Here is a 13,570-nt window from a genome sequence, read left to right on the forward strand (position 1 = left end):
CTGGTCAAATAAAATCGAAAACGCGCCGCCAGTGACGAAAACCGTCCTTGGCGGCAAACCTGCGCCAATGCTAATCCAAGGCATGGAATTGTGGATCGGCATCACTCTGGTCAGCGCCTTCTTGCAGAATCTGCGCTCGACCTTTCAAAAACATCTGAAGAAGAGCATGGGGACCACGGGCGCCACCTTCGTGCGCTTCGGCTTCGGCATGCCCTTTGCGTTGACCTATCTCGCCATCCTGCATTTTGGACTGGCAAGGCCATTGCCATCGATCAACGGAACCTTCGCGCTATGGGCGGCGGTTGGATCGATGGCGCAGATCGGCGCCACCTTCCTGCTGGTGCATCTGTTCTCGTTCCGTAATTTCGCTGTCGGTACGGCTTACTCGCGCACGGAGCCTGCTCAGGCGGCACTCTTCGCGCTCATCTTCGTGGGCGAAAGCGTCAGCGCCGGAACGCTGCTGGCCATTGCCATCTCGGTCTCCGGTGTCATGCTGATTTCGGTGGCGAGAACGGCGCTCTCTCCCGTTTCCATCATCACCTCCATCTTCAGCAAAACCGCGGGGATTGGCCTCGCATCTGGCGCACTCTTCGGTCTCTCCTCCGTCGCTTATCGTTCCGCATCGCTCTCGATTGCCGCAAGCCTGCCGGCGCCCGACGCCATCATGCAGGCGAGCTTCACGCTCGTGGTGGTCATCGTGACGCAAACGGTAACAATGCTCATCTGGATTATTCTGCGGGAGCGGGAAGAACTGGCGCGTATCGCCAGGGCATGGAAACCGGCCATCGCTGTCGGGTTCGTCGGTGCCACCGCCTCATTTGGCTGGTTCACGGCGATGACTCTGCAGCAAGCCGCAGTCGTCAAGGCGCTGGCGCAGGTAGAAATGCTCTTTGCCTTCGCCTCGACTGTCTTTTTCTTCAAGGAAAAGATCAACAAGCTCGAACTGATCGGTTGCCTGTTGATCGTCCTGGGCGTGCTGTCACTTTTGGCCTGGGGCTGACCCAAGCCAAAATCCGACGGCTCAGGGCACGATCAGCGTGCCGGCACCTTCCGTGAAGATTTCCAGAAGGACCGAGTGGGCGGTCTTGCCGTTGAGGATCACCACGCCCTGCACACCGGCCTTGATCGCCTCGATGCAGGTTTCCACCTTCGGGATCATCCCGCCGGAGATGGTGCCGTCCTTGATCAGCGCCTTGGCCTGGGAGACGGTCAGTTCCTTGATCAGTTCCTTGTTCTTGTCGAGAACGCCCTCGACATCGGTGAGGAACAGCAGGCGGGTGGCGTGGAGCGCGCCGGCAATTGCGCCAGCGAAGGTATCGGCATTGATGTTGTATGTCGCGCCATCACGACCGGGTGCCACAGGGGCGATGACGGGGATCATCTCGGACTTTGCCAATAGATCGAGCAGCGTGCGATCGACTTCAACGACCTCGCCGACGAAGCCGAGATCGAGGACCCGCTCGATATGGCTGTCCGGATCGGTCACGGTCTTGCGCGCCTTTTCGGCAAAGACCATGTTGCCATCCTTGCCGCAAAGGCCGATGGCCCACTCACCCGTCTGGTTGATGAGGGCAACGATCTCCTTGTTGATCGAGCCTGCCAGAACCATTTCGACGATCTCGACCGTCTTGGCGTCTGTGACGCGCAGACCGCCTTCGAACTTCGATTCGATTCCCATCTTCGTCAGCATCGCGCCGATCTGCGGGCCCCCGCCATGAACGACGATGGGGTTGATGCCGGATTGCTTGAGAAGCGCGATGTCTTCGGCGAAAGCTTTTCCAAGAGCCATGTCGCCCATGGCGTGACCGCCATATTTTACGACGATTGTCTTGTTTTCATACTTCTGCATGAAGGGAAGGGCCTGAGCCAGAAGCCGGGCCTGCATTTCGCTTTCGATACTCGCCATGAGAAAAACCTCTTGCTGGAACGCGCCGCTTGTAACGCAAGTTTTTGACGGATGAAACACGGGATGGGGTCGGCGAGAAACATAATTCGCAGAGGATGGCCCATGCGCTGCCTAATCGGATTGACACGCGGGCGCATTCGGACCAGCCTTGTTCGGGGAGTCTGCGTCCGGCCGTTCGAGGTTCGAATCGGCAGGCTGTCATGATGACAGTGGCGCGAAGCAGCGGAGTTTGAAGAAGAATGGCCTTGCCGGATAAGGATATGCGCGGCGGTTTGAAGGATCAGGTGCTTGCGGGCAAATATGTGCTCGGCGCGCTGCCGGAAGACGTGAAAGCCGAGCTTGCCGAAAGGGTTCGCAAAGATCAGCAATTCGCCACCATCGTGCGGCGCTGGGAAGACAATCTTGCCGAAACGGAAGTGCGCGAACAGCGCACCTTTGCATCCTATGTGGACGCCTCTATGGATCACGCGCTTCGCCGTTCGGACGACAAGCTTCATCGCAGCATCTATGGCCGCTTCGCCATCCTTACAGCTCTGTGGAACTCCACCCGCTTCTGGCGGATGACGACACTTGCGGCCGTTCTGTGGGCTGCAGTGCTGCTCTTCACCGCCGTTTGAGCATTTCGACCGTCAACCGTCAGGGCTGCGGATAACCAACCGTTTTCAGGATTTCTGCGCGCAGTTCATCTAGACCGGCCGATTTTTCAGATGACGTTGCCAGAACTTCCGGATAGGCCGCAGGGCGCTTTTTGATCTTCTCCAGCGTCTCGCTGACGAGGCGCGGAACGGCAGGTTCCTTGATCTTGTCCGTCTTCGTCAGAACGATCTGATAGGAGACGGCCGCCTTGTCGAGAAGGCTCAAGACGTCTTCGTCATTCTTTTTGATGCCGTGACGGGAATCGATCAGCACATAGACGCGCTTCAACGTTGCGCGGCCACGCAGATAGTCGAAGACGAGCTTCGTCCAGTTATCGACCTGATCCTTGGGCGCCTGTGCGTAGCCATAGCCCGGCATATCGACCAGTGCCATCGGTGGCAGATCGTCTCCGGCACCGGAATAGCCTTCCGGCACGAAATAGTTGAGTTCCTGCGTGCGGCCCGGGGTATTCGAGGTGCGCGCCAATCCTTTATGGCCGACGAGCGCATTGATCAACGAAGACTTGCCGACATTCGAACGCCCGGCAAAAGCGATTTCTGCCGGGCCCTCGGGAGGAAGGAACTTCATGGCCGGAACGCCGCGGATGAAAATCCACGGCCTTCCGAAGAGGGGCTTGTCAGCCGTCATTTGGATTGCACCGGCTTTCGCTTGAACACCCCTTTGAGGTTGTCGAAGAGCTCGATCTTGGCGCCGTGGCGCTTCATGATCACAGCCTGCTGCGAGATCGACAGGGTGTTGTTCCATGCCCAGTAGATCACCAGACCGGCCGGGAAAGACGCCAGCATGAAGGTGAAGATCAGCGGCATCCAGGTGAAGATCATCGCCTGGGTCGGATCGGGCGGCGTCGGGTTCATGCGCATCTGCAGGAACATGGTGATGCCCATGATGATAGGCCAGACGCCAATCATCAGGAAGTGCGGCACGTCATAGGGCAGAAGACCGAACAGATTGAAGAGCGAGGTCGGATCTGGCGCAGACAGATCGTGAATCCAGCCGAAGAAAGGCGCGTGACGCATTTCGATGGTGACGTAGATGACCTTGTAGAGCGCGAAGAAGACCGGGATCTGCAAAAGCATCGGCCAGCAGCCGGCAATCGGATTGATCTTTTCTTCCTTGTAGAGCTGCATCATCGCCTGCTGCATGCCCATCCGGTCGTCGCCGAACTTGGCCTTCAGCTCCTCGATCTTGGGCTGCATGCGCTTCATATTCGCCATGGAGGCATATTGCTTGCTGGCGAGCGGGAAGAACAGGAGCTTGACGACGATGGTGGTGAGCAGGATCGCCACGCCGAAATTGCCAAAGTAACGGAAGAAGAAATCCATCAGTTTGAACATCGGCTTGGTGATGAAGTAGAACCAGCCCCAGTCGATCAAGAGATCGAACTTCGGAATGGAATACTGCTTCTCGTACCGATCGACCAGCGGCACTTCTTTCGCACCGGCGAAGATCATGTTCTTCAGCTCGGTGGATGCGCCGGGCGCAATGGTCACGGCATCGCTGCGATAATCGGCCTGATAACGCGGCTGACCATCGGTAAAGTGCGAGTAGCGGGTCTCGACGGCCTTGTCCTGTGGCGGAACGATCGCTGCCGCCCAGTACTTGTCGGTGATGCCGAGCCAGCCGCCGGTTGCCTTCGGCAGGACATAGGGCTGTTCCTCGACCTTCTTGTAGGTCTCTTCCGTCAGGCTGCCATCAGCACCGGCAACGCCCAGGAAGCCTTCGTGGATCACGAAGACGGGCGGGGTGACAGGCTTGTTGTTACGCGTGATGCGGCCATAGGCCGAAAGCGTGATCGCGTCCTGACCGGGGTTCTCGATTTTGTCGGTGACGGTGACCATGTAGTGGTCGTCGATCGAGATGGTGCGGTTGAAGACCACGCCCTTGTCGTTGGTGTAGGAAAGCGTGACCGGCGTCGTCTCGGTCAGCTTTGCGCCGGCCGGTGCGGTCCAGACCGTGGTCGGGCCAGGCACGGAGCCAACGCCCTCGTTGCCGATATAGCCGAGTTCGGTGAAGTAACCGTCATGCGTCTCGGCAGGCGAGAGGAGCGTGATGATCGGGCTCGAGTCATCCACCGTCTCATGATAGTCCTTCAGACGAACGTCATCGAGACGCGCGCCCGTCAGGTTGATGGAGCCGGCAATGGCATTCGTGTCGATTTCGACACGCTGGGTCTTCGCCAGCGCCTCGGCGCGAGACAAGGTCCCTGCCTGCTGGCTGCCGGTGGCGGGCGTCGTCGCGTTCGGCGTCGTGGCCGGTGCGGACGAGCCGTCGGCGGGTGCCGTCGTGGTCTGCGTCTGTTGCGTCGCCTGCTGCGCCTGGCGTGCCTCTTCGGCGCGGCGCTGCTGCTCGATACGCGGGTTCATGTAGAGAAACTGCCAGGCAAGTACGATGACAACCGAAAGGGCGATCGCGATAAAGTAATTGCGGTTTTTTTCCATCATTCTTTCCTGGAGCGGGTCTCCCGGGAGCGTCCGTTTTTCGCGCGTCCCTCGATCCGCTCTATGAGCAAGTTTTCCAGTACGGCGAAGTCGGTATTCAATGCGTCCCTTCGGGCGACAATCACATAGTCATGCCCGGGTTTCATTGCAAACCCGGCAGAAAGCCTCACGGCTTCCCTGAGGCGGCGACGCATACGGTTGCGCTCCACCGCGTTTCCCTGGCGTTTCGTGACGGTAAAACCGACCCTGGGTTCGGTTTCAGGAGCCTGTCGATCCAGGACCTCCAGAAGAAAAGTGCTTCCGCGCCTTTTCTCGCCCGCCTGAACGGCAAGGAAATCCGGCCGGTTTTTCAACCGACCGGGCATTTTCTTCTTATCTGTCATCTGCCGCGACTTTCATCGGGCAACCACTTGATTAAGCGGACAGACGTGCGCGACCGCGAGCGCGGCGAGCTGCAAGAACCTTGCGGCCGCCAGCTGTGGCCATGCGGGCACGGAAACCATGACGGCGCTTGCGAACAAGCTTGGACGGTTGGAAAGTACGCTTCGACATTTATTTAATACCGCGGGGTGCGGCCCTTCTTGACTTTGCCTTTAAGGGCAAGAGCGTTTCGACTAATGCCCGGAAAGCCATCATAGACTGCACAAAATGCCCGGACGTGCGGGCTTATAAGGGCTTATGGCCCGCAAAGTCAATTGCAGAACCGCATCACGCACTCAACGCGCGCGAACCCTTCAAAGCCCGGCTTTTCCTGGAGGGATCTCTCTCATCTTTCCAAGACGGCTTTTTCAAAAGATTTTGCAATATAAGTAAAATCTGAAATTGTTTCTTAATTGACCTTCAATAACGTTGTCGTGACCAGACGGCTGGGAGCCTCGCTCTCCGGTCGTGGGGGATCTGGAATACGGGGAGTTCGCAGTGAAAATTCGAAGCAAGATCAATCTACTCGTTGGCTTTTTGAGCCTTGTGGCCTGTAGTATTGGTGGCCTTTCAATCTACGCCATCAACAAATATCAGGCACACACCGTCGCTCTCGATGCCGTTGCAGATCGTGCTCGTTACGGCGAAACTCTCAACAGGCTGGTGACCGCTGTCGTTATGGAAGCCCGTGGCGTGTACGCGGCAAAGGACATGGCGGCGGCGGGAAAGTTCGCCGAGGGCATCATCACCAACCTCGATGCCATGTCCGCACTTCTTAAGGAATGGAAGCCGCGGGTTCCGGCCCATCAGGCCGCTGCCTTCGATAACATCGAAAAGCGCTTTGCTGAGTTTCGCGCCTTCCGCACCGAGACCGCCCGCCTTGGCCGCGAAGTTGGCCCTCAGGAAGCGAGCGTCCAGGGCAACAACGAAGCCAACCGAGAAAACCGCAAGGCCTATCAGGGCGAAATCGACGCAGTTGTGAAGGGCGATCTTAAAGATCTCGATGCGATCAAGTCGGAGATCGACGCCTTCGGCCAGTTTATCTTCCTGGTCGTCGCCCTTGTCACCGTCACCGGTGTCGGAGCCGGAACCATCATCGGCCTTTATGTCGGCTCCAGGCAATTGAGTGCGCCGATCCTAAACGTCTCAGAAGTAATGAAGTCTGTCGCCGACGGCAACCTGGAGGCCACAATCCCCTATCTCGACCGTAAGGATGAGATCGGCGAGATGGCGGCCGCAGTCGAAATCTTCAAGCGTAATGGCCTGGAGGTGCGGCGTATGAATGCGCAGGAAGCCGCCATGCGTACCAAGAGCGACGATCTACAGGCGGGTATGGCGGATGTGGTGGGTGCAGCGGCACAAGGTGACTTCAGCCGCCGCATCACCAAGGATTATGGTGACGACAACCTCAACCGTTTTGCAAAGACCATCAACGATCTTCTCGGCAGCGTCGATAGCGGCGTCTCCGAGGCGGGTCGCGTTATGGCCGACCTCGCGCAGGGTGATCTGACGCGCGCCATGAACGGCAACTTCCAAGGCGTCTTCGCCGAGCTTCAGGCCAACATCAACGACACGATGGCCAAGTTGAAAGCGACAATGGCGGAAGTTCAAGAAAGCACAGAAGGCATCAATGGCAATGCCAATGAGTTGCGCTCAGCGGCTGACGATCTGTCGAAACGCACCGAGCAGCAGGCGGCAGCCCTGGAAGAGACTTCTGCGGCCCTTGATGAGATCACCGCCGTTGTGAAGAACTCCACCGCGCGCGCCCAGGAAGCAAGCGCAATGGTGTCGGAGACCAAGGAAAAGACGGCCCATTCCGCCAAAGTGGTTCGCGACGCGGTCACCGCTATGGGCCGGATCGAGCAGGCATCGCGCGAAATCAGCCAGATCATCAACGTCATCGATGAGATTGCATTCCAGACAAACCTCCTGGCTCTGAACGCAGGTGTCGAAGCCGCGCGTGCAGGTGAAGCAGGCAAGGGCTTCGCAGTCGTTGCACAGGAAGTGCGCGAACTCGCGCAGCGCTCCGCCAACGCCGCAAAGGATATCAAGGCGCTCATCACCAAGTCCGGAGAAGAGGTCGGCAGTGGCGTGACGCTCGTTCGCCAGACGGGTGCAGCACTCGAAGACATCGAGACGCGCATCCTAAGCATCAACGACCACATCCATTCCATCGCCACAGCGGCGCAGGAGCAGGCGACAGGTCTGCAGGAGGTCAACACGGCCATCAACCAGATGGATCAGGTGACCCAGCGGAATGCCGCCATGGTGGAGGAAACCTCTGCTGCAACTCATAAGCTCAGCGGCGAAGCGGCAACGCTGGTCTCGCTGGTCGGCCGCTTCCGCCTTGGGAACGAGGCTTCGCAGGCTCAAAGATTTGCGGCTCCAGCCCGACCGTCCTCTACGCCAGTGGGCTCTCCGGCGCGCAGAATGATGGGCACGGTGGCACGCGCTTTCAGCAGCTCCGCCGCAGTTGCACCGAGCAAGGACGAGTGGCAGGAGTTCTGATCACCGCTTCGTTTATGCCTAAGCCGAGCGCCGCCTTCAGGGCGGCGTTTTCCGTTTTGCCCATCGAATTGTGTATCCGCCTTGCATCCGTTTGAAATTTCGCTTCGAATCCTTATGATATCTCGAAATGACGCTGTTTGCCGAATTGGACGCCGCCAAGGCTTCTGACCGCTGGCCGGCAGACCAACAGGAAAAGCCCTGGTGTTTTCAGCACTCAGAAACCGGATGAATGGCGAGCGGGAGGATGAGGCCACGAGCCGCCCCTTGCGCGAGATGCCTGGCCTGACCCAAGGGCTGTCCGGACGCCTGCTTCTGTTGACGATCATTTTCGTCATGATCGCCGAAATTCTGATCTTCGTGCCCTCCGTCGCCAATATGCGCCTTGCCTGGCTGCGCGACAGGTTGAACACCGCCGCTGCTGCGGGCGTGGTGATCGACGGTCTTCAGACAGAACTTCCCCGCAGCGTGCAGAACGATACGCTGCTTGCGACCGGCGCAAAGCTCATTGCACTGAAGAAGGATGGCACGTCCACGCTTCTCGCCGCCACCGAGGTGCCGCCGAGTGTCGACGATCAATACGACCTGTCGGACGTCTCGCAACTGCAAGCGGTGCGCGATGCCTTCTCGGTCCTGCTCTTCGGCCAGAACCGCGTCATCCGTGTCTTCGATGTGATCGGCGACAGCAACATGATCATCGAAATCGTGATGAGCGAGAACAAGCTGCGCGCCGCGATGATCGCCTATGCCCGCAACGTGTTGATGATTTCGGTGGCGCTGTCGCTGATCACCGCAAGCCTGATCTTCGTCTCCATCAACCGCATCCTGATCCGCCCGATCCGGCGCCTGACTGTTGGCATGCAGACCTTCTCGGAGCGACCGGACGATCCTGCGAGCCTATTCAAGCCGGAAGAGGGGACCGATGAGTTGGCGGTTGCCGGACGCCATCTTGCCGATATGCAGGTGCAATTGCAAAAGACGCTGCGACAGCAGAAGAACCTCGCCGATCTGGGGCTGGCCGTCTCCAAGATCAACCATGACATGCGCAACATTCTGGCGTCCGCCCAACTCATGTCGGACAGGCTGGTCGATGTGGAAGATCCGATGGTGCGCAGCTTCGCGCCAAAGCTTCTGAGAACCATCGATCGCGCCGTCGGTTACACAAGCGAAGTGCTTGCCTATGGCCAGGCAACCGAAGGCGCGCCAAGACGCCGCATGATCGAGCTTGGCGAAGTGGTCCAGGATGTAAAGGACATCCTCGCCATCGAACCGGAGAGCGGGATTGAGTTCGTCGATAGCATCCCGGATAGCCTGACGATCGATGCCGATAGCGAGCAACTGTTCCGGGTTCTCTACAATCTCTGTAAAAACAGCGTGCAGGCGCTGCAGCAGGCAAGCGGGTCCGATTACCCCACGAAGCGCCTGACAATCGCCGCCCAGCGCAACGACGATATCGTCAGCATCGTCATCGACGATAACGGCCCCGGCATGCCGCAGAAGGCGCGCGAAAACCTGTTCTCCGCCTTCCGTGGCTCCGCACGCTCCGGCGGAACCGGCCTCGGCCTCGCCATCGCCCGCGAGCTTGTGCTGTCCCACCGAGGAACGATTGCCCTTGTCGAAAAGGCCGATCGTGGCACCCAATTCCGCATCGAGATTCCTGACCGCCCACAGCCCGGATCGACGGCCGCCACGACCTAGTTTTTTGCCGTTCGTGGTTCCTCTCGAAGGCGCCAAGACGCCATCCCTTTTTTATCGAGAATTTGAAGCCGAAATCGGTATTGTCGAAAAACCCTTTATTTTCAAAGAACTGTAAAATTCATTGCAGGAAAATGACGATTTAAAAACAAAATCGCTTGCATTCGAAGGTAGGACGTTTTAGAGGATCGCCACGCCAGCAGAACAGCTTCTGCGGCACGCACCCGTAGCTCAGCTGGATAGAGCACCAGACTACGAATCTGGGGGTCAGGAGTTCGAATCTCTTCGGGTGCGCCATTTTTTACCCCTGTTACAGTGCGTTAGTATCTTGTGGATTTTTCTGTTCGTGATGGTGAGCAGGAAATGTGATAGCCTTGTAATGACAGTCCCTTTGAGCGTGGCAGATCCTTTAGTCCGCTTGAATGGCCGAGCGAAGTTCTTAAGAATCTCCTGTCGCTATGAACGATAGGTTCTCTGGCTCGTGGGGACCCCGAGGGTAGCCGGTAGCAGTGTGAACCGGATGACTGGTCCGGTAGTCTATTACACTCAAGATTTTCTCAGAAAAGTTCCTGATTTTCGGGAGATGGTAGAGATGCCGTCTTACGCTTGAATTTAAGTGAGCTAATATATCCTCTGCGATTCTATGTCGGCGGATGGCTATGGCGGTATTTGATCTTTATTCGAAGCGTCAAAAGCGAATTAGGGGCGAAGTGCCGGACGTCTACGCCTATGATGAGCTCCCTAAAACCTTAAGAGTTCAGATTGAGTACCTAATAAAGCAGGGTCTCAATCCACGTGGCGATCTAGTGGCGATCTATATGCAGGCCGTACACATAATACATTTTCGTTAATTGTGAATACTTTACGCAAGGAGTATGGAGTTCACCGGCTGGCTGGAAATGAATATAGGGAAATTGATCCCGATAAAGAGCTGTTTCAATTTTTTGAAATTGAAGAAAATATCGAGCGCTGCCTCGATGTTGTTGAAATTTCAATCCGAGCTGTTGATAAACTTACTCGTTCTTTCGATTATTGTAGCTATCGACGCTATGATGAAAATGCCGACGACGTAATTGAGGAGTTGAATGCTCGGTTCAAAGAAAACGGGGTCGGCTACCAGTTCGTGGACGGAGAAATCATCCGCATAGATTCGGAACTCGTCCACAAAGAAGCAGTTAAGCCAGCAATCCGGCTCCTGAATACAAAGGACTATGCAGGACCCCACGAGGAGTTCCTGTCAGCCTACGAGCACTACAGGCACGGTAACAACAAGGAAGCCCTGAACGATTGCCTAAAGGCGTTTGAATCGACCCTAAAGGCCATCTGCGTCAAAAGGGGCTGGACATATAAGGCGACCGACACAGCCAAGGCATTGATTGACGTATGCCTGTCCAACGGTCTTATTCCCCCATTCTGGCAACAGCAGATGACGTCACTGAGAAGCCTTCTCGAAAGCAGCATTCCGACTGGGCGGAACAAGCTGAGCGGTCATGGGCAAGGTGCCGTTCCCCAAGAAGTTCCCGACTACCTCACGGCTTACATGCTCCATATGACGGCCTCCACACTTGTCTTCCTGACGACGGCAGAGAAGGAACTGAAGTGACTGAGAATGATAAACAACGTCAGTTGGCCGTGACGATTGCAAAGCAGGTTAGTCAATCCGAAGGGGATGAGATAAGGGAATGGGCAGCAAAGCTCTTAGAAATAAGAGGGGAACCAATCCCTGCTCCGGTGAAGGCCAAGAAGGCCCTGATCTTGACGGCGAAAAGCAAGGTAGTGTTGCCTGCCCTAAAGATAATAGCCAAGCAATCAAAGAAATATGGTTGGGATAATCGCTCTGTTGCACAGCGACTAGGGATGGGTGCAGCAGCAGTGGGGATCACCTTATTTGGTGGCGCCAACGCAGGAATAGCAGCCCTCGGAGGAGCCATAAGGGTTCCACTATGGATGGTTCTTGGGGGAGGGGCGATGTTTGCGAAGTACCTCATCGATGAAATCACCCAGAAAGATACCTCTGGCGCGACATACAAAGTCATTGATGCCGAGGAAGAAGACTGATCGATCGGACTTGTTAGCCTTTTCAAAAACTGTTCCCCCGCTTTTCCCACCGCCCATGTGGTTAGTCTGAGGCAAGCTTTTGGCACTACGACCATTAGATAGTCTAATGATGGGACATCGAATGCTTAACGTATCAGAGAAAACAGCTCCCATTTCCATTGATGCTGATCAATTGCTGTCGCGAACGTTCACGTTCAAAGTCGAGCCTCAAAATGGCATCATCAGTGAAGATTTTGTATTTCATAAAAACGGATTTCTGATTGGTTACAGTCATGCCAATGAGGCGCATTGGGAAATAGACGGAAGTTTCCTCAACCTGTTCGATCAGGACGGGAGGATCACCTGCCAGATGTCTCTTTTGTCGGGGCCGGGTGAGGCGATACGTCTGGGTGGGTACTTCCATAACCCAGCGCTGGGATATGTAGAGACGGCCAATTTCCACGTACTGGAAGAGAACTCTTCCGATAGTCATACCAAAATCCAGAGCTTCGATCTTTTCGACACGCTGGTCGCCAGGCGCTGTTCCGATCCGCTTGAGATTTTCCGCATCGTCGAGCGCAAGTCTGCCGTTGCCGGCTTTGCCGACATGCGCCACAGGACGGAGATGAGCATCTTCGGGCGTCGGACCTATGGCATCGACGATATCTACCTGATCATGATCTCTGAAGGGTTCATCAGCGAAAAGCAGGCGGCCGTTCTGAAGTGGATGGAGTTGGAGGAGGAGTGGGAGCATCTCTTCCCCATCGGCGACGTCGTCGCCCGCGTCGCTGAGAACGACATCGTCATCTCCGACATGTACCTGCCACGACCCTTTATCGAGCGCGTGCTGCGTGAAAAATGCGGCTTGGAGAACAAGCTCTATCTGAGCAACTACGGCAAGCATCATCGCTTGATCTGGCCGGAAATCCTCGGCCAGCACAATCTGCGCACCCATTTCGGGGACAATATCCAGGCCGATATCATCAGCCCGTCGTCCTTCGGCATAGACGTGATGCTCGTCAACATTTCCAAATGGGACCCGAGCGAGCAAATTCTGCATGCGATTGGACTCAGTGACTATGCGCACGCTGTCCGTGAGACGCGTCTTCGCTCGTTCCACAGAAACATCAATATCCGCCATGCACAGCGGGCTCAGGCCTCGATCAACATCCCGTTGATGATCCTCGCCTCCTTCTGGATCAAGGCCTGCGCCGAAGAACGGGGTGTCGACAAGATATTGATGGCGGCGCGCGACTGTAATCTGTGGCAGGAGATGCTCGCATCTCGCCATTTTGCCCGCGCGAATATGCCGCCCTCGGAATATATCCGCATCTCGCGAGCGGTGTGCTACACGGAATCTCCCGAATACGAGGCCTATCTGCAAAACAAGCTGGGTCTTCGCAACCTTCTCGTCGATTTTGTCGGCACGGGAAGATCGCTGGGAACGATCATCGATCGGATGGACCGTCGCGCCACCATAACGCCTTGCATCCTTCTGGGGGAACCGCGCAGCGCCGAAATCGTGGAGACCCTGCCTGAGACGTTCATCCTTCGGGACTTCGGCAGCCATCGTGTGTTCTTCGAGGCGTTGAATGCGTCGCTGGACGGATCCACCGTTTTCACGATCTCAGACAATTATCGTCTGACGATCCTGTTGCAGGAAAACGAGTTCAGCGACGTCGTCAAAACGATGATCGTCGAGATGAGGAATACCTTCCAGCATTTCATGCACAATCTTGATCGGATCAATCCGCCTCAGAATGTGCCGTCGCTCGAGGTCTTGCGGCAAGCCGGCGCGGCGATCGTTGACCTTCTACCCGGCTGGAGCCCGAAACTTGCTGCTCTGGCAGCGGAGCAGAAGACCAATCTGATGCAGGGCAACGCCTTTAAAGCAGCTTACGCCGCGCGTTAA

Annotated in this window: 11 protein-coding genes, 1 tRNA gene and 1 pseudogene; 8 read left to right on the forward strand and 5 right to left on the reverse strand. The window is 56.6% G+C overall.

Annotated elements, in window-relative coordinates; translation table 11 throughout:
• Window positions 1–82: 82 nt before the first annotated feature.
• A complete protein-coding gene (locus tag ACTJKV_RS01225; protein ID WP_062445740.1) occupies window positions 83–1,000 on the forward strand; it encodes a DMT family transporter in 918 nt (305 codons plus the stop codon).
• 21 nt (window positions 1,001–1,021) lie between these two features.
• Here the strand turns inward: ACTJKV_RS01225 and argB are convergent, their stop codons facing one another.
• Window positions 1,022–1,906: an acetylglutamate kinase gene (argB, locus tag ACTJKV_RS01230; RefSeq protein WP_062427083.1), complete on the reverse strand. Its 885-nt coding sequence runs from the start codon at window positions 1,904–1,906 to the stop codon at window positions 1,022–1,024.
• 239 nt (window positions 1,907–2,145) lie between these two features.
• On the opposite strand from argB, the gene ACTJKV_RS01235 reads away from it, so the two are divergent.
• A complete protein-coding gene (locus ACTJKV_RS01235; RefSeq protein ID WP_062427082.1) occupies window positions 2,146–2,523 on the forward strand; it encodes a hypothetical protein in 378 nt (125 codons plus the stop codon).
• 19 nt (window positions 2,524–2,542) lie between these two features.
• Here the strand turns inward: ACTJKV_RS01235 and yihA are convergent, their stop codons facing one another.
• The 4 genes from yihA to rpmH are packed head-to-tail and all read right to left on the reverse strand — an operon-like array spanning window position 2,543 to window position 5,553.
• On the reverse strand, window positions 2,543–3,190 hold the full coding sequence (gene yihA, locus ACTJKV_RS01240) for a ribosome biogenesis GTP-binding protein YihA/YsxC (protein ID WP_274100968.1): 648 nt from the start codon (window positions 3,188–3,190) through the stop codon (window positions 2,543–2,545).
• Window positions 3,187–5,001, reverse strand: coding sequence for a membrane protein insertase YidC (gene yidC / locus ACTJKV_RS01245; RefSeq protein WP_274100967.1), 1,815 nt, complete (start codon window positions 4,999–5,001; stop codon window positions 3,187–3,189). Before yidC ends, yihA begins: the two co-directional genes overlap by 4 nt.
• The gene (gene rnpA / locus ACTJKV_RS01250; RefSeq protein ID WP_062427079.1) at window positions 5,001–5,384 is read right to left on the reverse strand and encodes a ribonuclease P protein component; all 384 of its coding nucleotides are present in this window, start codon (window positions 5,382–5,384) and stop codon (window positions 5,001–5,003) included. Before rnpA ends, yidC begins: the two co-directional genes overlap by 1 nt.
• A 31-nt stretch (window positions 5,385–5,415) precedes the next feature.
• The gene (rpmH, locus tag ACTJKV_RS01255; RefSeq protein WP_010972613.1) at window positions 5,416–5,553 is read right to left on the reverse strand and encodes a 50S ribosomal protein L34; all 138 of its coding nucleotides are present in this window, start codon (window positions 5,551–5,553) and stop codon (window positions 5,416–5,418) included.
• A gap of 366 nt (window positions 5,554–5,919) precedes the next feature.
• Between rpmH and ACTJKV_RS01260 the strand changes: the two genes are divergently transcribed.
• The 6 genes and pseudogenes from ACTJKV_RS01260 (at window position 5,920) to ACTJKV_RS01285 (ending at window position 13,570) form a co-directional block, all read left to right on the forward strand.
• The gene (locus ACTJKV_RS01260; protein WP_274100966.1) at window positions 5,920–7,929 is read left to right on the forward strand and encodes a methyl-accepting chemotaxis protein; all 2,010 of its coding nucleotides are present in this window, start codon (window positions 5,920–5,922) and stop codon (window positions 7,927–7,929) included.
• 273 nt (window positions 7,930–8,202) lie between these two features.
• The gene (locus tag ACTJKV_RS01265) at window positions 8,203–9,624 is read left to right on the forward strand and encodes a sensor histidine kinase (RefSeq protein ID WP_274101085.1); all 1,422 of its coding nucleotides are present in this window, start codon (window positions 8,203–8,205) and stop codon (window positions 9,622–9,624) included.
• A 217-nt stretch (window positions 9,625–9,841) separates the two neighbouring features.
• Window positions 9,842–9,918: transfer RNA gene (locus ACTJKV_RS01270), tRNA-Arg, on the forward strand.
• 538 nt (window positions 9,919–10,456) lie between these two features.
• A pseudogene (locus ACTJKV_RS01275) lies at window positions 10,457–11,224 on the forward strand (STM4504/CBY_0614 family protein); the annotation flags it as partial.
• Entirely contained in the window at window positions 11,221–11,679 is a 459-nt protein-coding gene (locus ACTJKV_RS01280) for a hypothetical protein (protein ID WP_274100964.1), read from the forward strand. The pseudogene ACTJKV_RS01275 and the gene ACTJKV_RS01280, both read left to right, overlap by 4 nt.
• Before the next feature lie 349 nt (window positions 11,680–12,028).
• On the forward strand, window positions 12,029–13,570 hold the full coding sequence (locus ACTJKV_RS01285; protein ID WP_274100963.1) for a hypothetical protein: 1,542 nt from the start codon (window positions 12,029–12,031) through the stop codon (window positions 13,568–13,570).

The organism is Agrobacterium sp. 22117, assembly GCF_052045735.1.
GTDB lineage: Bacteria > Pseudomonadota > Alphaproteobacteria > Rhizobiales > Rhizobiaceae > Agrobacterium > Agrobacterium cavarae.